Source organism: Bacillus sp. FJAT-22090, assembly GCF_001278755.1.
Classification (GTDB): Bacteria; Bacillota; Bacilli; order Bacillales_A; family Planococcaceae; genus Psychrobacillus.
In genome coordinates this window covers 2414255-2436841 of record NZ_CP012601.1, presented here as the reverse complement: position 1 = coordinate 2436841, position 22587 = coordinate 2414255, and the positions used below count along the sequence as shown (strand labels likewise).

The 22587-nt window shown below is 35.2% G+C and carries 10 protein-coding genes; 9 read left to right on the top strand and 1 reads right to left on the bottom strand.

Features of this window, described 5'->3' with window-relative positions; all coding sequences use genetic code 11:
* The first annotated feature begins 5 nt into the window (after window positions 1-5).
* From AM499_RS12190 to AM499_RS12175, 4 genes are all read left to right on the top strand, one after another.
* Window positions 6-734 carry an amino acid ABC transporter ATP-binding protein gene (locus tag AM499_RS12190; protein ID WP_053590472.1) on the top strand — a complete coding sequence of 243 codons (729 nt, stop codon included), beginning with the start codon at window positions 6-8 and terminating at the stop codon, window positions 732-734.
* An 843-nt stretch (window positions 735-1577) separates the two neighbouring features.
* The gene (locus AM499_RS12185) at window positions 1578-3884 is read left to right on the top strand and encodes a hypothetical protein (RefSeq protein WP_053590471.1); all 2307 of its coding nucleotides are present in this window, start codon (window positions 1578-1580) and stop codon (window positions 3882-3884) included.
* 872 nt (window positions 3885-4756) lie between these two features.
* A complete protein-coding gene (locus AM499_RS12180; RefSeq protein ID WP_053590470.1) occupies window positions 4757-6994 on the top strand; it encodes a hypothetical protein in 2238 nt (745 codons plus the stop codon).
* Window positions 6995-7648: 654 nt separating this feature from the next.
* Entirely contained in the window at window positions 7649-9898 is a 2250-nt protein-coding gene (locus AM499_RS12175) for a hypothetical protein (protein ID WP_231687576.1), read from the top strand.
* Window positions 9899-10159: 261 nt separating this feature from the next.
* Here the strand turns inward: AM499_RS12175 and AM499_RS12170 are convergent, their stop codons facing one another.
* A complete protein-coding gene (locus AM499_RS12170; protein ID WP_053590468.1) occupies window positions 10160-10981 on the bottom strand; it encodes an SLAP domain-containing protein in 822 nt (273 codons plus the stop codon).
* A 205-nt stretch (window positions 10982-11186) separates the two neighbouring features.
* Between AM499_RS12170 and AM499_RS12165 the strand changes: the two genes are divergently transcribed.
* From AM499_RS12165 to AM499_RS12145, 5 genes are all read left to right on the top strand, one after another.
* On the top strand, window positions 11187-13412 hold the full coding sequence (locus tag AM499_RS12165) for a hypothetical protein (RefSeq protein WP_053590467.1): 2226 nt from the start codon (window positions 11187-11189) through the stop codon (window positions 13410-13412).
* A gap of 843 nt (window positions 13413-14255) precedes the next feature.
* Window positions 14256-15050, top strand: a complete 795-nt coding sequence (locus AM499_RS12160; protein ID WP_053590466.1) for a hypothetical protein — start codon at window positions 14256-14258, stop codon at window positions 15048-15050.
* Window positions 15043-15594 carry a hypothetical protein gene (locus AM499_RS12155; protein ID WP_053590465.1) on the top strand — a complete coding sequence of 184 codons (552 nt, stop codon included), beginning with the start codon at window positions 15043-15045 and terminating at the stop codon, window positions 15592-15594. The genes AM499_RS12160 and AM499_RS12155 overlap by 8 nt, the downstream gene beginning before the upstream one ends.
* A gap of 107 nt (window positions 15595-15701) precedes the next feature.
* Window positions 15702-16106 (top strand): hypothetical protein, encoded by a 405-nt coding sequence (locus AM499_RS12150; protein WP_053590464.1) that lies wholly within the window; start codon window positions 15702-15704, stop codon window positions 16104-16106.
* A 1027-nt stretch (window positions 16107-17133) separates the two neighbouring features.
* The gene (locus tag AM499_RS12145; RefSeq protein ID WP_082355369.1) at window positions 17134-22362 is read left to right on the top strand and encodes a S8 family serine peptidase; all 5229 of its coding nucleotides are present in this window, start codon (window positions 17134-17136) and stop codon (window positions 22360-22362) included.
* Window positions 22363-22587: the final 225 nt, after the last annotated feature.

The following is a 22587-nucleotide window of genomic DNA, read 5'->3' as shown; positions in this document are numbered from 1 at the left end:
TCATCATGATATCAATCAAAAATGTCAATAAAAGCTTCGGCGATCACCACGTCCTAACCGACGTCTCGCTCGAAGTGCCAAAATCGAATGTAGTCGCACTCATCGGACCAAGTGGAGCGGGTAAGTCTACACTAATCCGTACCATTAATGCTCTAGAGCCAATCGACGATGGAGAAATCACGGTCGATGGAGTATCCATTCACAGTAAAAAAACGGATATTAACGCAGCTCGAACGAACATCGGCTTCGTATTCCAAAGCTTTAACCTTTTTCCGTTTTTAACTGCATTAGAAAACGTAACAATGGCACCACTTAAAGTAAAAGGAATGAGCAAAGAAGCTGCTGAAGCGAGAGGGAAAGAACTACTGACATCTCTTGGTCTTGCAGATAAATTCGATGCCTACCCTAGCAGGCTTTCAGGTGGTCAGCAACAGCGCGTAGCTATCGCACGTGCCCTAGCAATGGATCCACACGTCATGCTATTTGACGAACCAACATCTGCACTTGACCCAGAAATGGTAACCGAAGTGCTCGATGCAATCCGAAAACTAGCAAAAGACGGCATGACCATGGTAGTTGTAACGCACGAAATGGGCTTCGCTAAAGAAATCTGTGACGAGATCGTCTTTATGGCTGATGGTAAAATCGTCGAGCGTGCAGCACCTTCCAAATTCTTTACCAATCCGGATACGCAACGTGCCCAGGATTTCCTATCAAAAGTCCTAAACCACTAGAAATTTCTAGTGGTTTTTTCTTTTCTCTACTTTCAGTTTCTTTACAAATCTATTTCGAAATCGTTTTCAATAGGAAGATTCTTCATTTTTTATATTACAGCAGTGTTAAAAAGGTGTGGGGGTCGTAACATAGATGTAATAAAATTAATGTCAAATTTATGACTCCGAAATCTTTTTACCTACATTAAAATAAACAAACATATGAAAGTGTGAAATATAAACTAGAACTAGTAGGTCAAATGTGTTCCAGTATTTTTCATTTTGAATAGATCTAGATAGTAGAATTACCTCTCTAAACAAAAAAAGGGGTTTTGGCCAATAGACCAAAACCCTTATAAAATAAGAAAAGAAGCATCCGATGTTCAGATGCTTCTTTTCTTGAGCGATAAAACGAAGGAAGTAGAAGGCTGCACACTAATGAATGTACAAACAAGTTTACGGCGTTACACATCTATAAGTAACCTTCTATACAGTAAATCATAACACATAATTTTAAAATTGCACGCATTAAATTAAATAAAATTAAAATAAATTTTAAATAGTTGTATTAAAGAAATTTTAAGTAAAATCTATAAAAATAAAAATAGTAAGAAATATTCATAAAAAAAGACTAGCGTGATTGGTAATATTACTGTAATATGGAATATGTGATGTTGTCCTTGGTGCTTTCATACAGTCATCCTTATAAAAAACTGGTAATCTTTGAAGATTTTAGTTGATTTTAGTATATGAGTTTTGTAAACTTATATATTAGTTAGGGTGACGATATTGGACGCGATCAAGCGACCGATGTTACACGCTAAAAAAAATTGCAACACACAAGCGAAGGGAGATCACAAGTTTATGAAGAAAAAAGCTATCAAAATTGCAGCTTCAACTGCAGTAGCAGCTTCAGCATTCGTTGCAGCAGCGCCAGCACAACAAGCAGACGCAGCAACTAATGTAAACCAATTAGTAACAGACGCACAAAACGCAGGTACAGTATTAAAATGGGCTATCTCAGTAGAAGGTTCTGCTGACTACAAAACACAACCATACGCTCAATACAACGCTGCGAAAAAAGCAATCGCTGCAGCAGAAGCAGCAGCTGCTAAACTTTCAGCATCTGAAAAATTAAGCGTAACAGCTAAACTTGTTGAACCAAAATTACAAGTTAAACGCGCTGGAGCTTACATCGATGCAATCACTTCAAGTGTAAAAATTGCTGAATTAACAGCTAGCTTAGATGCTGCTATTAAATCTGACGACATCGAAAAAGTAGAAACTGCATACCACAAAGCAACTGGTGAATACCGTAAACAAGCGGCTCTTCTAGACCGCGTATATGGTCAATCTACTCGTGACGGCATCCGTAACGAAGTAAAACCAGCTATCGAAAAACTAGTAGCTTCAGTTAAAAACGAAGTTACTGTTAATATGCTTGCTAAATCAGCTGCAGCAAACTCTAAAGCTGGTAAATTAGAAGAAGCGTCTCAAAACTTAACAGATGCTCAAGCAATTCTTGACGCTAATGTTCTTAAATGGGAAACTTCTTTACAAAAATCAGTTGATGATGTAGCAACTGCTATGCCTCTACAAGTTCTTTCAGTTGCACGTGTTGATAAAAACACAGTTACTGTAAAATTCTCTAAAACTCCTGATGCATTACTAGCAGCTGGACAATTTACATTTGATAATGGTCTTTTAGTACAATCTGCTACTATTGCAGCTGACCAAAAAACAGTTACTTTAAAAACAACTGATCAAGCAGCTGGAAAAACTTACGCTTTATCTTACCAAGGTGTAGCTACTGGTAAAACATTTACTGTAGCGGCTAATCCTGCAGATGGTTCAACAGTTGTTGATGCTGCTGATACAGCACGTCTTGAAACAACTAATACAAGAACTTACACAGTATCTCTTAAAAATGCTGATAAAGCTAACTACACTGGAGAAGTTGGTATTGAATTGAAAAATGCTGACGGATCAGACTATGCTGGAACAGCTTTCATCAGTAACGTAGATGGAGTTGGATATGCAGCAGCTGCTGTTCTACCAAAAATCTATGCAGGAACTGATGGAAAAGTAACAATAGTTATTTCTGGAGGAGCAGATACATCTGCAGTTTATCCTGTATTCACAAACTTAGAAGACACTTCTAAAACTGTTAAAGGTGGCTTGACTTATTTCTACGAGTTAGGTGCAACTGGAACTGTTCCGGCTGGAACTTTTGGAACTGCTGACTATGATTTCGTCGATAAGACAAATAATTATGCTGTTTTAAATGGCATTAAATATAACTTTGATAGCAATGATACATTCATTATTGAAGGTAAAATAGTAACACTTGATGTATTTAAAACAAGATTATCTAAAAATGATGAGTATTATGCAGATTACCAAGATAATAAAGTTAATAGCTCAGTTTGGACAATTACTGATGATGTTGATGCTAATGCAGATATCGAAATTACTACTCCTTCAAAAGCTATTTCTTATGATGGAACAACTTACCGTTTAACTGGTGAAGGTGAAGCGGGAGCAAAAGTGTTTATTTATAAAGAAACAGACACTGGTCTTGATATTTCAACAGCAGTATCAGATACTTCTGATTTAGCAACAGCTGATGATGTATTAGTTGGAGATGCTGTTGTTTCTTCAAATGGTACTTGGGTTGTTCAAGCATCTAACTTAACTCAAGATGAAATTAATAAATTATATGCAGTACAAGTTGGTAAAGGTCAAAAAGTTGATGATGTAATTACTGCTGGTGGATTTGATCATGCATACTTAAAAGTAGGAGCATTTACTGCTTCAACAATTACTTGGAATGATAATGCAACTGCAGGTTTAAGTATTGGTGATACTTTAACATTCGATTTCTTAAACAATCCTTTGTTTGCTCATGATTTTAAAAACGGTAAGGGAACAATAGTTGTAAATGACGGTTTTGGTAGAACTGCTACTTTATCAGTTGAGCATACATCTAATTCACTTGCTGGAGAGCTAGAAATTACAAAAATTGCACCATCTGCAAACTTTAACTTCCAAACTGATGCTACAGCAGCTTCGAAATACTTTAACATTGAGAGCGTTTCAGGCGTAGTAAACACAGATGATGTAAAATATAAATTAACTACTATTGATTCAAAAGTATTTGTGAAAAACTAATTAAAAGTTTTATAAACATTTAAATAGTTGTGAAAATTCAAATTGAATTGAATTTTCACGAAGTTAAAGGCCTCTTAATCGTTTAACGGTTAAGAGGTTTTTATATTAATCTTATATAACATTAGTATTGCAGAATCTATATTAGATTTTATATCGTTCAAAGTAATGCAGGGTTTAAGGAATGTAAATTAAATTATATAGGAAAGCCGTTAGAAGGATCTTGAACTGCACCCCAATTGCTAGACACAAAATTAACAATTGGAGGTGACTTTTTTTGGCTAAATTTGCGAATGAACAAAAGTTAGAGGTCATTTCTCGATACGAAAATGGTAAAGAAATTCTTAATCCTATTGCAATATCTTAATATATCTAATACTGAAACGATTGATTTTTGGATAAAAAAAATATCAATATGAGCTAAAAGCTTTTAAGAAGAGCTATACAAGTTACACTTTTGAAGATAAGCTTAAACATCCTCAATTATATGAATGAGAATACGTTATCTTCTTTAGAGAATGCTGTACAGTTCTATTTACCTTCAAAGTACAATTAGAAAATAGTGAATAAATTATAGAAATGAAAGTGTAGACTCCCTAATTCTTAAGAAAAAGGGGCGTCCAAAAATGAAGGAGCTTTAGAGGATTTCAATCAGAAAATGAACGTTTACAGTAAAATGCATTAGTTCAAGAAAATGTGCACGAATACAATTAATATAAAAATGAAACCTTTTTAGGTATTGGTCGTACATATATACTAAAGGAAGAATTTAGAAAAAGAGATAATGATGGTAAGTGGAGAATACATAAGATGCATGTTAAAAATGTTAAAAAACATATTATAGAATATTTAGCTTATAAAAAGGGGATAAAAATATGAATAAGAATACTGTGAAAATGGTCATTTCATCTGCAGTAGCTGCATCTGCATTCGTAGCAGTTGCACCAGAGAGACAAGTAGATGCTACGGTAAATATTGATCGGTTAATGACCGATGCACAAAATGCAGGGAACGTTTTAAAATGGGCAATTTCAGTTGAAGGTTCAGCTGATGGAGTAACACAACCCTGGACTCAATTTAATGAGGCAAAATTAGCGATCGCTAAGGCGGAAGCGGAAATAAAGAAGCTTAGTTTTTCAGAACAACTGACATATGAAGCTAGATTAGCGAATCCCAAAATTCAATTGAAACGAGCACAAGGCTATTTGGATGCTATTACAGCAAGTACTAAAATTAACGAAAAAACAAGAGTGCTTTCAGCAGCGGTTAATACAAATAATTTGGATCAAGTCGAAAAAGCGTATCATGAGATGACTGCTGAGTTTCGTAAGCAAACAATACTACTGGATCGAGTATACGGTCAATCGACTCGCGATAAAATCCGAAATGCTGTAAAAGGGCCAGCTGAAAAATTAATCAATGAATTAAAGAACGATGTTACCGTCCATATGAAAACAAAAGCAGCTATAGATTATATAAGGCTCTCTAAAAGTACGGAAGCTACTAAAAAAATTAATGAAGCACAAGCAATACTAAATGCCAATGTTTTAAAATGGGAAAGCACCTTACAAAGAAATATAAACACAGTGGCAAATACCTTACCTGTTCAAATGAATTCAATTACTCGAGTAGATAACACAACAGTATCTGTAAGATTAAATAGAGCAGTATCTACCGTTCAAGCTTCTGAGTTTGTGTTTGATAACGGTTTATCTGTTACAAATGCTTCCTTGAGTTCAGATGGAATGACGGTTACGCTAAAAACTTCTGCTCAAACTCCTAGTTTTAAATATACATTAAAGTATAAAGGAAATTTTGCTAGCTTTATAGTTCCGGGAAGCATTGTACCTATTCAAATAGGGGACACAACAACTCAGCATAAGGAAACATCTGAAGTATTGGCATTGTCCGCAACATTTGCGGGTTCTTATGGAAATAATAATGTACGAATCGACATTCCAGCAGGATTGAAACTATTAACGATTAATGGCATTGAAAACATCGTTGCTGGAGCGAAAAGTGTAAATGTTATGCCAGATAGAAATGGTACTATTATAGTTACGTTTACTGCCAACAATTTGAATGTGGCAGTGCTTGATAAGGTAATTACTTTTAATAAGCTCGAGAATAGCAAGGTAGTAGAAACACAAACTTCAGGTTATATGAACTTTTATGTCGCGGCAAAAGCTGGTACTATCTCAAACAAAAAAGTGAAATATGTAGATTTACCTAACAACTACTTTGTGACATCTGATGGTATAAAATATAAAATTAAAGGCGGTAGCGATACTTATAGAAATGAAGGAATCGCCATTTCCTTTGATTCTTTTAAAGCATCCTTAGATACAGAGGATACAATTACTGGGACATATCAAACGACCGCGGCATCTTCTTTTAATATTACAGAAAATTACTATTCTGTTCCTTTGATTATTGATTCGAAATTTGCTTATAAATCTGGAAATGGGTATCGAATGATAGGTAAATCATTAGAGTTATCTGGAACTGGCCAACCAAACTACGAATTGTTTATCTTTAAAAATGCAGGAAGTTATCTTGGTAAGGTTAAAATAAGTTCAACTGGTACATGGAAATATCCTGCTACTATTAATCAGAACGATATAAACGATTTCTACTTCGTTCAGCAAGTAGCTGGTAAAGTAACACCTGTCTATACTAGTGGAACTTCCTTGAGAGTGGTAGAAGGGCCATTTGAGTTATTGTCCATTAGTAATGGGAAAACTGCTGATGAAGACCTTTCCAATGAAGAAATAACCTTTACTGTTGCTCCTGTAAAACGAACTAATGGTACTACAATAGCGCAAGATACAGCTATTCTTACAAGACAAGCTTCTATTGTTGTGCAAGATGCAGATGGAACAAAAGTTCAATTTACAAACAATGACCAAGGAAATATCTTTAGTAAAGTTTCAAATGGTTTTAAAATTAAGTTTGGGCCGACTGTCGAAGAAAAATTGGCTGGAGTAATTCTTGAAAATGGAGAAGATGATAAATTATCAGGTCCGCTAGAAGTGATTTCCATAGATGGAGTTTCCAATGGATATGATTTAAACTTGAAGCTGAATACAGGTTTTCAAATAAAAGATTATTAATATTTATGAAGCCGTTAAAAGGAAGACTTTTAACGGCTTTTTCTTATGTGTGGACAAAGTGACTTATTGCTTTACATCAAAATAAGTAGTTTATATGGTCAAAATGTTCTCCAATCTTAGAAACACCAAGAATAGTAATTAAAAAACAGTATAGAAAAGGTAACACCGTAACTGATTAAGGCTCCTCAAATCTAGTTCAACAAAAACTACAAAACTTTCCTAAAACCTGATCATAGCCAAAATGTGAATAATTCAATCCATTCTAGAATGGGTAGATCTTATATGGAAACAAAATGTTTCCAATATTCTTCAAAAAGAGGCTTTTTAAAAAGAATGCAATAAAGAAAGCCGAAAATTTATCAATTCAAGATTTAATAGATAATATTTGGATAAATCAAATTGAGATTAATGGTAAACCTGGAGGGATGATGATAACAATGGTTACACTGATGATATAAACGGATTTGATTTCTATTATAATGATGGTAGTGTTTATGACTCAGTTTATGATGACTAATCACGGAACACATATTGCAGGGACCGTTGCTGCAGAGATCGGTTAATGGGCTTTTTTGGTTACTAATAAACATATTATCGTTCCGTATATACATATAATTACAACGATGGCTAGTATAAATGGGAGGTAAATTTTTGGTGAAATCAATTAAAACGGCAGTTTCATCCGTAATTGCATTATCGATATTTGTTGCGACTGCACCAACTCAACAAGGAAATGCTGCGATAAATATGGAACAACTAATGGTAGATGTACAAAATGCGGGAAACGTTTTAAAGTGGGCGATTTCTGTCGAGGGTTCTGCGGATGGTATTACTCAGCCATGGGAACAATTTAACAATGCAAAAATGGCAATTGCAAAAGTGGAAGGTGCACTAAATGCGGTAAGTTTTTCGGATAAGTTGAAGTATGAAGCCCAACTAATGGATACAAAAGTTCAAATTCAACGTGCTCAGGCGTATCTTGATGCAATTACCGCAAGTACGAAAATTGATGCAAAAACGAAGGCACTTTCGAAAGCGGTTTACTCAAACAACTTAGACCAAGTAGAAAAGACATATCATGAAATGACTGCGGAATTTCGAAAACAAACAATTTTGTTGGATCGGGTATATGGGCAATCTACTCGCGATAGAATCCGAAATGTAGTAAAAGGACCTGCAGAGAAGTTAATAGTTGAATTAAAAAATGATGTGACCGTTCATATGCTAGCTAAGAGTGCTGAAGCAGAAGTGAGAAGGGGGAATTATTCGGAAGCTGCTAAGAAAGTTTATGAAGCTCAAGCAATTCTTAATACAAACGCTTTAAAATGGGAGAATGCTCTACAGAATAGGGTAAATGGTGTTAATGTATCTTTGCCACTTGAAATTGTATCAAGTTCTATTATAAATAATACGACATTTTCTATCAAACTTAATAGACCGATATCTTCAATCAAACCTACTGAATTTACAACAGATAATGGTTTGGCAGTAACAAACACTTCATTAAGTAAAGATGGGTTAACGATTACCTTAACAACATCCATTCAAGTACCTGGATCGATCTACACGTTGAAATATAAAACTAACACGGTTAGATTTAACATTCCTGGAAGTATTGTACCTATTTATGTCGGAGATAAAACAATTCAACATAAAGAAACTTCGGAAGTAGTTGCCTTAGCGGCAATATTTAAAGAGTCGAATGGGAAGCCTTCTAAAGCTACAATCCGTGTTGATATTCCTACAGGATTGAAGTTAGTTTCAATTAATGGAGCAGCAAATAATACGGTTGGTGCTAAGTCAGTAAATGTAGCTCCAGATGGCAATGGTATAGTTACGATTGTATTTACAGCGAAAGAGCTAAATTCAGCAGCACTAGATAAATCTATTTCATTTAACAAAATGGAGAAAAACAAAGTGGTTGAAACACAAACTTCAAGTTCAATGAATTTCTATGTAGCAGCAAAAGCAGGCTCCATATCAAAAAAAACAGTGCATTTCATTGACAGTAAGAATAACTACTTCGTAACAACTGACGGATTAAAATATAAAATGAAGTCTTCTGGCGACAATTACCGAAATGAAGGAACAATTGTCTCTTTTGATTCGTTCAAGGCTGCACTGGATAGAGAAGACGTAGTTAATGGAACTTATTCCCCGTCGTCGGTGTCTTCCTTCAATATCTCAAGTAATAAAGTGGTTGCTAAGATAAACCTAGATTCTAAGTTTTCAACCATACCTGGAACTGCTGGGTACCGCATGGATGGTAACAAAATAGAGTTGTTTGGCACGGGCCAACCAAGTTATGAGGTCTACTTTTTCAAAAACGCTGGAAACTTTCTTGGAAAAACAAAAGTGGGGTCCAATGGAATATGGAAATTTACTACAGACTCAGAACAAAGTGCTATTACGGATTATTCGATGGTTCAACAAACTGCAGGTATAGCAATTCCCGCATATGTCGGCTGGGGTCTAACGACACTAAGAGTAATCGAGGGACCATTTGAACTTGCGACGATCAGTGAAGGAACTAGTGATGATAATAACATTTCAAACGAAGTAATAACTTTTTCGATAGCCCCCATAAAACATAAAAATGGTTCGGTATTAGCTCAGGATCAAGCATATGTTTCCGAGCAAGCTTCGATTACTATAAGTGATTCCGATGGTACTAAAGTAAAATATACAAATAATCAAAGAGAAACGTACATCAATACAGTGAAAAATGGCTTTACTCTTTCGTTCGGTTTAAAAGATAAGAACAAGAATGTTGGTTCAATCATTGACAAAGGAAAAGACGGAAAGATAACTGGAACATTAAATGTTGTTTCAGTCGAAGGTGTTACGAATGAATATGGGTTAAAATTAAAAATTAATTCACATGATCAGATTAAGAGATACTAAATGATAATGAGTTTTTTTTATATAGGAAATAGAAAGAGGCAGTCCACTATGTCAGTAAATAACTGATTAGTAGAATCAGCCTTACTAAATAATTATTTAGAGTATTCTTGCCTGTAATCCTATAGTTATTAAAACAACATATCACTAATTATGGGGATTAAAATAGGACGGTGAATTTAACTACTCATCGTCCTCACTTTATTTTCTTATAGAATGAAATCCTTGAAGAACATTCAGAAAGATTTATATCGGTAAAAGAATCTAAAGAGTCTGCGGAACCATTTCAATCTTCCATGAGCTAAAATTGGGGTTTTCTTTTTGAAATACTTCTTTAGAGAAAGATAAACTGATCGGTCTAGCTTGCTTCGGAGCAATGCTAAATTCACCAAGTGGGAAGCCTAACTTACATACCATTTCACCAGTTGCATCAAACAGTTGAATAGGTAGATTTTCGATTGTTAAGTCCTGAGAAAATGAATTACGAATAATGATATAAATATTAATTGCGTCCTCAGATTCATGAAAATGGAATCCGACAATCGATATTTCATTTTCCTTTAGGGGCTCTAATGTCGAAACTAGAGAGTGTACATAATTTTTTTGATCCTCTGAAAGGCCATTAGACCAATTTTCATCTAAGTATAATTCGAAGTCTTTCACAACTTTTTCATAATACTCAAATGCCATTTCAAACTCCATTTCATTCTCTATCTCTTCATAAGGAACTGCTATGTCCTCCATTTCAAATAAGAAGTTCCATGGTCTAGCTGTACATGGCTCAAGCTCTCCGAATAGCTGCATATCAAATTGCTTCTTCGCAAGTTCTTTTCCTTCAGTATCTTTTACTACTAATATTACTTGGTCTAGTCGTAATTTCTTTGGTAATGAGTGTCTAATAATAGCAGTTACAACAATTCCGGAATCTACTGTATATAATTTCACTCCGTGTACGTGTAACTGATTAGCCTCTAAGTCTTCTAATTGCTGATGGTAGAATTGGAATATATATTTTTCTTGAGCCGGTATGTCCCATTCGGCAGAAAAATCTATTTCTGTTTTATATGTTTTAGGAGAATTTGTCATGAGTAAATTCCTTTCTTTTCTAGATAACATACTATTATTATAACATATTAAAAGATTTAATCATCTGGTCCAAACAATGGTAATTATTATTGGTTACATTTTACAATTTACGTTGTTTTTGGACAGTAAGAAGGTAATATATTCATGTTAAACTTAATTATAGAAAGAGTCATCTAGAGAGACATACTTGTAAAGGGAGAACAAAATGAAAAAAATTGCATGTTTAATTGCTATTGTTGCTTTTATATCATCACCAACACAACAAGCTGGTGCAGCGACGAATACAAACCAATTAGTAACAGACGCACAAAATGCAGGAACGATATTAAAATGGGCTATTTCAGTAGAAGGTTCTGCAGATTTTAAAACCCGTCCCTACGATCAATACAATATGGCTAAAAAAACGATATTCGCAGCGGAAAATGCAGCTAGCAAACTGTCAACCTCTGAAAAATTAAGTATTCAAGCTAAACTAGTAGAGCCTAAAATTCATGTGAAGCGCGCACAGGCTTACATAGATGCGATTACATCAAGTGAAAAAATTGAAGGTTTAACAAACAACCTTCAAAAGGCTGTCAATTCGGAAGACCTTAATCAAGTAAAATCCGCTTATCACACAGCAACTGCTGAATATCGAAAACAAGTGAAACTACTAGACCGAGTCTATGGGCAATCCACACGTGATGGTATCCGAAATGCTGTGAAGCCTGCTATGGAAAATTTGATAAATCAAGTAAATTATGATGTAACGGTGAAAATGCATTTAGATAAGGCTTCTAGTTTTATTCAAGATAACAAGCTAGAAGAAGCTTCCTTTGAATTAGATAAAGCCGTTTACTACTTCAATCTTAATGAAGCGATTTTTACTTTTGAAAGCCAATTAACAAATACATATGATGATATATTAGCGTCATTACCACTAAAACCACTATCCGTTTTTACTGACGGAAAAAATAGTGTAACGATTAACTTCACTAAAGAATATTCCATTCCATTGGTTGGACTAGAAGCAGGACAATTTAAAATTTCAGGAGAAACTGTGCAATCTGCTACCTTATCAGATGACAATAAATCAGTAATATTAACAACTTCTGATCTTAACTCTTCTACAAACTATACGATGACTTGGAAAGACCATAAGATGAATTTTGTTACAGAAGCAAAACCTGATACTACTGGTATTTTGCTTAGTGAATCAGAAGTTGCATACATGGAAACCACAAATAATCGTATATATAGTGCTAAATTAACAAATTCGGACGGCTCTCCTTATGTCGGGAGAGTACTTATAAGCTTAAGTGATGCAAATCCAGACAATGAAACAAATTCCACTACCGCAGTAATAACTTCTGCGAATGGTCATTTTGGAACGACAGGGCAAGAAGCGACAACCTACACCGATCAAAATGGGAATTTAACCTTTATTATTGCAGCAGGTGGATCTGCTTCTGTAACTCATGTTCAGCCAACAATACAAAAACTAGATGGAAATCTAACAAGTAAAAAAGCACCGATAACTCACTTTTTCCAGTTACAAAATACAAGTGATTTCTATAAGGTAGTTATCAATGGATCACACATATATCTAGAGAGTGACTATGTTTATACAAACGGATATAAATATAAATGGGATTCGAACGATTTATTTTTTATTCGCGGACAAAATGTACCACAAGAAATATTTGAAAAAGCACTTTCAAATGGTGATTCACTTACTATTGGTTATGAAGTAAAAGCTGAAAATATTTCTACTTGGAATCTTACAATAGATGTAACCGAAGCAGCGAAATTGGAAATTACCAACCCGGCGCATACTCCTGTGACATACGATGGATCTAGCTATATTATCAGTGGAACAGCTCAAGCCGAATATACTGTCCATTTATATCTTAATGGTACATTCCTTGGTACTACTAAAGTAGATGACAATGGAGAATGGACCTATGGCTCAGTCAGCTTACTACAAAATGAAACAAATACATTTGAAGCATACCAATATGCCCCTGATAAAGACGGTCAAAATGGGGAAGGTTCCGAAAATCCAACGACTCCAGCAATTGCTATCATAAACGAAGGAGCATTTGCTTCTACAGAAATTACTTTAAAGGATATAGATAATAACGGATTAACAATCTCTGACACACTAGATTTCACTTTCTTAAATCCATCCTATGGTCATGAATTCAAAAAAGATATAACTGGAACTATTACAGTAAACGATGGGTATGGTAAATCTGCTGAATTAATAGTTGAATATGTTGATAGTGATACACTTAAAGTAATTGATTTTATTTCTATAGAATCTAATTTCACTCATAATTCTGCTTCGTTAATTATTGTAGGTACTGAGGGTCTAGTAAACCAAGATCAACTCTCATACAATGTTGAACAATCACAATGGGATGGTACTTTGCTTTCTAGGTATCATTAAAAATTTTGAAGAGTCCACATATCCGGCTCTCCATTTTCTATAACTCTAAGATATTTTGTGGATCTTTCAGTAAACATTTGTTATTACAATTAGATAGAAAAAATAAGCAATAAAAGTCTATGTCGTTATAAGGAAAAAGTTTTATATTATTTTACATTTCTTACCTCATAAATATTCTTTTGTATAGTTTTTTAATAATTTTGACGATAGATGTCGTAGATTATCGAACTCGAAGTTGAAATTTAAAATTTAGATAGTAATTTATAATTATTAGAATATTTGATAATTTCTCAACAACTAACCTAATCACAAGAGGAGGAGTATTATGAGAGGAAGATTTATGAAACAAACGGTAGCAGCGGTATTGTTGACATCTTCAGTTTCATCATTTTCATCAATTGCCTATGGGAATACCACGACACTAGATCAACTATTAACAAAGTGAAGGCAGAATTAGACAGAAGTACCACGCATTATGTGTATCAAGCACTGGCGGGCGACCTTTCTGCCCCCTTTTTCAAACATCAACATACAAATACTTATTAACCAAAGCAGTTGAAGTTATATCTTCAACTGCTTTTTATTAACAGGTTTTAATAATAATTATTGAGTCGTCATAAGCTTATATGTTTAGCTTGGGAGAGTGTGGGATGTGAAAATAATGGAAGACTTCTTTTCTAAAGAAGTTTTAGAAAGAGCTGGAGTATGTCTACATTTAAAAAATGAAATAGGACATGTATAATTATTGTTTTCTGAATTATAATTTATTAATTAGAATACTTATGGCAATATAGAAATAGATTTTTTAAAAGTAAAACTATCCATTACGTAGGAGGTATTAGTATGCTAAAGGCAATTATTCATGGAAAACTCCCTACTTCAGTATGGAATAGTGAGGATGTTGTAACAAGTTCAATACTCGGAGGATTTCAGTATTTGTCCAATCCAGAGTATGTTATAAAGGCCTTATGTTCTAGTTTTGATATTAATAGAAAAATGCTTTCTTTTCGAATTCCAATCAAAAAGGTTCGCTATGTATTCTGGCCATCTCTCAAACAATGTGAACCTGATGTTATATTGGTATTAACTGATGTAGATGATGCAATCCATATCGTAGGGATTGAGGCAAAGTACATGTCACCTAAATCAAGTGAAGAAGATGAAACAGTAAACGTGGAGCTGAGAGAAAGTTGGCAACGCGATCAACTTTCTAGAGAGCTTGAAGATTTAAATGATTCAAATACATTAAAGAAACTTGGAATTGACTGTGGGAATGTGAACTCAACACAATTAATATATTTGACTAATCATACTGTCTTTCCTGAAAAGGATATTGAATCTGGTCTAAAGTATTCAAAAGCACCAGTAAATAACCTCTACTGGATGTCATGGGCAAGCTTATATGAAGCTACTTGCATGGAATCTCAGACAGAACAGGATCATATTATTCTTTCTGAACTACAAGGCGTATGTGAACGGAAAAATCTTACACGATTTAATGGGTGGGGAAAAATGTCAAACGTTTTACCTTTTAACGGTTTTTACTCATCGGGGTCAACAATTATATGGCCGAAAAAGGAACTAAATGTAACAGAATGGAATTATACTCAAAATGACAGGGGATTAATCAATGGATAATATTTTATTTCAATCATTCCAAAACGTACGTAAAGTAGTAGATAATACAATCAAGCTATTAAAAGATGCTGATGCTTTACTGTCAGACAAAGGTTATATTCCGATTCTTGGTAACGGACTTGCTACTGAAACTAGTAAAAGTATTTTACAAACACCTGATAGCTACACGACCCTAATCCCTCAATATATTGCAAGACCTTATGGATTAAAATTGCAACTTGAAAGTAATAAAGTAGATCACTTACTTATCATTAATGTTCAGTTCACACACCCTCTGCATGAGCAACTCATTCCTTCTATAGCGGCAGGAAGATTAGTATTTGAGCATCCTACTGATAACATTCGAAATAAATTTAAGCCTTGGTTTATGAAAAATGCTATTTTTGAAGCCGGTTTGAAGATTAATATATTTAATGAAAATTTATATACGTGTGCACCTAGCATTGATTCCGATGATAAGTTCACATTTTCTATCAAGCCTCTTACAACTATTCAATCGAATAACGACGTAATAGAAATTGTGGAGAATATGTGCAAATTGTAATTAAGTATTTTATGTTTATACCAATTTTTACTTTGCAATATTGGGTCAAGAAGAAAACAGTTCGGATTTGATTTGGTTTCTACAATAATGCTATGAGGTGAATCTAAATGAATTTATTTATAATCAACACGAATAAACAAGCAAGTCAACGGTATGAGCTAGAGATGATTGAAGAACAAAAATGTGCTGCTTATCGGTCCACTAAAGGAGAAATAGGGTACATTCAAAAGGGTGACAAAGTTTTATTATATAGCAATGGTTCTGGGATTATTGCACGGGGAATAGCGGATGGAGAGGTAAAGATGAAAGATGATATAGGTGAAATAGATGCTGAATATTATATGTCTTTAAATGAATTCTATGAATATATTAAAGCCATTCCCTATAATAAAATTCTCTCCATCATACAAAAAGCAGACCCTTCTTTTGCCAAACCCTTTAGTGTCACGGCACTAAAGTTTAGTTTTCCTGTATCGAAAGAAATATGGAATGAAGTCAACAGATTTGTCTAAGTGTTGCGTATTTATAATCACACTCATGTATAAGTTAAGCTAAATTATAGAAAGGAGATTAAGAACGTGAGAAGTCATAGTAAGATATATTGGTTTTCCTGATATAGAAGATGGAGTTTCAGGATTCTATGAATATTATGGTGCCAAACGATGTGCAGAACCAAGCAAGTCTTACATAAGTGGGCTTTGTCATACTATCAATGAAGAATTAGACGAGTTAGCAGTACAGGTAGGATTTAAAACAAGGAAAGAATTTTCACAGGAACGCAAAAATAGGAGTTGGAAAAATGCCTATGCTATAGAGTTAGCTCCGATCGTGGGAAAGGCATTGGAAAAGAAAGGTATTGTCTTGAATATTGATGGCGTTAAGATTCTGTTTCGTTGTCCCAAAAATGAATTTGTTACGTGGCCAGGAAATAAACTCAATAACTATGACTAAAATCTAGGTACCAGGTTCAAAAACTATTAGATTTTTCTAGGTAAAAAAGAAAGCTATGAGATTAGTAAAGTCTCTTGATCCTGAAATTAATTGAGGCGATTTTTATATTTTATTCTCGCTATTTTTATTTTTTTAGTATTATTGAGTGCCTCAATTAATATTATAAGGTAAGAGAATGTATAGTTTGACAAAATGCCCTGTAGAGTGATATCTACAGGGCATTTTGCATTCTACTTATGATACGGGTTTTAGCATAATCCTTAGTATTGGTTCTAAAACAATTCTGACAGCGAAATAGTCACACTTGTACATCAGTGAATCAGAAACAATTTTTTTTAAAATAGGTTACAAGACGAATAATAATCATTACTTTTTTCAATTCGTCATAGAAATATGGACTAGGACATACATTAGGACAGTATCACACTATGCATATGTTACTTCATTTCCTATAAAGGATGAGGTCTTTTGTAATATCATTGGACAAATCTATCCTTTCAAAGAGTGGAGTCGACTGTGTTAAAAGGGGGAAATATATTGAAAAAAAGATTAGTTAGTAGGTTATTTAGTTCATTCCTGGTACTAGCTATGATCTTTGCGATGTTTAGTCCTATAATGACTGCATCTGCAAACACAGGTACAAAGCCATTTAAACAAAATGCTCCTAGCGAAAGCACTTTACAACTAAAAGCAGCAATCGCAGAGCAATTGAATGTGTTGGATGGTGGACCAAAACTACACAAAGATTTAGAAAAACTATCGGGCAATCAAGATGTTGCAGTAATCATACATTTATCTGAAAAACCGGTTGCCCTTGAAAAAGGAATTAGCGAATTAAAAGGGAAAGCATTTTCAACCTCACAACAAAATCAAGTTAGGACGAAAGTAAAAGCACAACAAACATCTGTAAAAAAAGAATTAAGTTTAAAAAATATTTCTATTAAACAAGGTTATTCATTCGATACAGTTTTAAACGGTTTTGCAGCGGTTGTAAAAGCGAATGACCTCCCAAAATTACTTACTGTTCAAGGAGTTACGTTAGTCGAGCCTGATACAATCGTTTATGCGATGGAAGAACCAAAAAAATCTAAACCGACAAATACTACTTTAAAAGATAAGAAAATAGAAGCAAAGATGAATACAAGTATTTCATTCCTAGGAATTGAAAAGCTTTGGAACGAAGGATTTGAAGGACAAGGCATTAAAGTAGCAGTACTTGATACAGGAATCGATGCAAACCACCCAGAATTTGCAGGTATTTATAAAGGTGGAAAGAACTTTATCCCTAATTCATCAGACTATACAAGAACACGTTCGGCTGATGATGCATCGGAAACTTCACCTGTAGAACGTCCTGCAGGAACACCAGAGTTTAATGCTCGAGGAAGTGCATTCTATACATCTCACGGTACGCATGTTGCAGGTACGATCGCAGCAATTGGTGCCAACGAATACGGCATTAAAGGGATTGCTCCTAAAGTGGATCTTTACGCTTATCGTGTGCTTGGAGCATATGGAAGTGGGGCTAATTCTGGAATCGTAAAAGCGATTGACACAGCTGTAATTGAAGGAATGGATGTTATTAACCTATCACTTGGTGGGGAGAATAACTCTGAAACGGATAGCGGATCTTTCGCAATCAATAACGCTATGATGGCTGGAACAATCGCAGTTGTAGCAACAGGTAACTCAGGTCCAAACAGAGGAACAATAGGAACCCCATCTACTGCCCGTTTAGGTATTGCAGTTGGTAACACAACGAACCCAGAAACAATGTACAACGGAGAAGTGAATGTTAAGGTTGGTCAATATAACCTTACTAAGCAATTACAGTTGATGGGAACTACCTTTGGGAAAGACCTAGCAACACAACTTCAAGGGGAATTTGACTTAGTTGCTGTTCCTGGAAACGGTGAAGCGAAGGATTATCAAGGAATCGATGTAAACGGTAAGGTTGCGTTGATCTCTCGTGGTAGCATTGCATTTGTCGATAAAATTGCACATGCAAAAGCAAACGGAGCAGTTGCAACTATTATTCATAACTTTGCTGGTGGTACGAATGCACCAAATGCATCTGGAACGTTTCTAGGTGATTCATTTGCTTTCCTACCGACGTTTGATATGTCCCAAACAGATGGGGATGCAATTCGAGCAGCATTAGCAAACGGAGCAGGAAAAGTTACATTTGGTAAATTTGGCTCTGCTAATACAACTGGAGACGAAGTAAACGACTCAAGTTCCCGTGGACCAACTACTCCTAACTTCGATATCAAGCCAGATGTAAGTGCACCTGGAACGAATATTATGTCTACTATTCCAATGTACAAAGCAGATTTTCCAGATGCTGTTTATAATGAAGCTTATGATCGCAAAACGGGAACATCGATGGCAACACCGCATATCGCAGGGATTGCAGCGCTTGTCCAACAAGCAAATCCAAGTTGGAATGCATTCGATGTAAAAGTAGCACTGTCTAATACAGCAAAAGTGCTGAATACAGCAAAATACGATGTATTCGCTCAAGGTGCTGGACGTGTAAATGCTTATGCAGCAGCTCGTCCGAATGTACTTGCCTATGCTTTAGACACAGCTGTTTTAGACGGAACTGGAGCAATTGTTGAAAATAAGAAAGGTACTGTAACATTCGGTCCACAATCCCTTAAGGAAAATAATATCTCTGTTACGAAACAAATTCTTGTGAAAGATATAAAGGGACAGGGTGGAAATTATAATGTAACGGTTGATACGACAAAAACTTTCGGTGATGCAAAACTAACTATTGATAAACCAACATTCACGTTGGCAGGGGAGCAATTATTAAATGTTACATTGACTGCTTCCAAAGCGACAGCACCAAATGGTTCTGAAATTCTTGGCTATATCCATATTAACGGTGGCGGTTCAGAAATTTCATTGCCATTCGCAGCAGATTTTGGTGGAGTGGCTGCTACTGAAATTAGAAATATGGCTATTACAGGAACGGACTTGTCCTTTAATGGAGATGGTGTGAAAGACAGTGCTGTACTTTCATTCACGTTAACAGGAGATGTAGCAACTAACTATATCGAAATTTGGGACATCATGAATCCTGAAGGTGGGGAATATGGAGATGGCTATATTGGCTACTTGCATGCAGGTTCTTCACTTGGAAAAGGTTCTTATACACTAAATGTGGCAGGGCAATATAAGCCATGGGGCAGTGCGCCTGCAACTACTATTCCAGATGGATTATATACAATTGACTTCACTGCACAGGCAGCTACAGGAGTAATTGGGGACTATGTTGGACCAGTTGTTGTGAAAACAACGAAACCAGCAATTACAGGCTCCGTGAAAGACGGAATAGCAACAGGGCATGTGACTGACAAATATATCGAGTATAATGAAGAACTATATTTGTACGGCTTAGAATATGACTTAAATGAAAAACTTAATGCTTCTTATATTGCAACTATTAATGGTAACACAGCTGCAGCCGTGGACTTTGATTTGGCGCAAGACGGATCATTTACATTCCCTGTAACTGCAGGAACAGATTCCGTGACTGTTGTGATTAAAGATGCAGCAGGCAATGTAGGAGAAGCATTAATATATGAAAATGATAATCCTGAACCAGAACCAGTAGTAACACTTAGTGTAAATCCAACGAAAGTCGATTTAGAAACAGGAGGAACAGCTCAACTTTCTGTTACAGAAACTACAACACCAGCAGAAGGTACAGCGACAGTTAAAGATGTAACTGCAACAGCTACTTACGCTATAGCAGACGAAAGCGTTGCAAAGGTTTCTAACGGCTTAGTAACTGCAGTAGGCAAGGGATCTACAACGATTACCATTACTCATGGTAAAAATAATGTGACTGTAAATGTAACAGTGAAAGATCCAGTAGTTATTGTACCTGGAGTGAAACTAGTTGCAAACAAAACACAAATTGATTTGGAACCTAAAAAAGAAGCACAACTGACAATTAAAGAAGTAACAACAAGAGCAGATGGAACAATAAAACAGCAAGACGTCACAAAGGCTGCTAAGTACACAGTTGCAAATAATAAAGTCGCTAACGTAAAAGATGGTTTAGTAACAGCAAAAGCTGTAGGAAGTACAACAATCACTGCTAAATACGGTAAAAACGAAGTAACTATCAAAGTGGATGTTACAGAACCAGTAGTGACCTTAGTTGCAAACAAAACACAACTTGATTTGGATCCAGGAAAAGAAGCACAACTGACAATTAAAGAAGTAACAACAGGAGCAGATGGAAAAACAAAACAGCAAGATGTAACAAAAGCTGCAACGTATAAAGTAGCAGACGGTAAAGTGGCTTCCGTAAAAAACGGTTTAGTAACAGCAAAAGCTGCAGGAAGTACAACAATTACCGCTAAATACGGTAAAAATGAAGTAACTATAAATGTCACTGTTACAGCACCTGGAGTAACACTAACTGCAAACAAAACACAAATTGATTTAGAACCTGGAAAAGAAGCACAACTGATTATTAAAGAAGTAACAACAACAGCAGATGGAAAAACAAAACAGGTAGATGTAACAAAAGCTGCAACGTATACAGTAGCAAACAGTAAAGTGGCTACCGTTACTAATGGTTTAGTAATAGCAAAAGCAGCAGGAACTACAACAATCAGCGTGAAATACGGTAAAAATGAATTAAATGTAAATGTGAATGTAACAGAGCCAGTTGTAACTCTAATTCCAAACAAAACACAAATTGATTTGGAACCTGGAAAAGAAGCGCAACTGACAATTAAAGAAGTAATCACTTCGGCAGATGGAAAAACAAAACAGTCAGACGTTACAAATTTTGCAACATATAAAGTAGCAAATAATAAAGTGGCTACTGTTAGTAGTGGTCTGATAAAAGCAAAAGCCGTCGGAAGTACAACAATTACTGTTAAATACGGTAAAAATGAAGCAACTGTCAATGTGACTGTAACAGAACCAGAAGTAACACTAACAACAAACAAAACACAAATTGATTTAGAGCCTGGAAAAGAATCTCAACTAACAATTAAAGAAGTAACGACAACGGTAGATGGAAAAACAACAGAAAGAAATGTTACAAAAAATGCTACGTATAAAGTAGCTAATGGGCAAGTGGCTTCCGTAAATGAAGGAGTAGTAAAAGCAAAAGCTACAGGAAGTTCAACAATCACTGTTAAATACGGTAAAAATGAACTCACTGTAAATGTCACTGTTACTGAACCACAAGTGACACTAAGTGTAGACAAAACCCAAATTGATTTGGAACCTGGAAAAGAAGCGCAATTGTCAATTAAGGAAGTAACGACAACGGCGGATGGTAAAACAACAGAAAGAGATGTTACAACCGCTGCAACTTATAAAGTAGCAGATGGTAAAGTGGCTTCTGTAACTAATGGTTTAGTAAGAGCAAAAGCAACAGGAAACACAACAATTACTGTTAAATACGGTAAAAATGAAGTAACTGTAAATGTGGCTGTTACAGAACCAGTAGTGACTCTAGTGGCTAACCAAACCCAAATTGATTTAGAATCTGGAAAACAAGCACAACTGACACTTAAGGAAGTAACGACAACAGCGGATGGAAGAACAACAGAAAGAGATGTTACAACGGCCGCAACTTATAAAGTAGCAAATAGTAAAGTGGCTTCCGTAAGTAATGGTTTAGTGAGTGCGAAAGAAGTAGGAAGCACAACAATTTCCGTTAAATACGGTAAAAATGAAGTAACTGTAAATGTGATTGTTAAAGAACCAGAATTGAGATCTATAGTACCAAATTCAGAATCTTCGATTCCAGGTTCTGAAGCAATTCCGACAATTTAAGTTATTAATATCGGGTCTGACAATATAGCTTCAGAAAGCTAGTTTGTAACGAAAAGTCCTTTGATCGAGAAATCGATTGGAGGACTTTTTTGTGTTTACTTTATAAGATACAAAAGAAACATGAAGCACAACGTTAATTACTTAGCAGTTTGAAAGAGTTATCAAAGCTGCAAAGTAATTTGTGGGAGTAGGTTCTTATACGATTCTGAGAAAATTCATATGTAA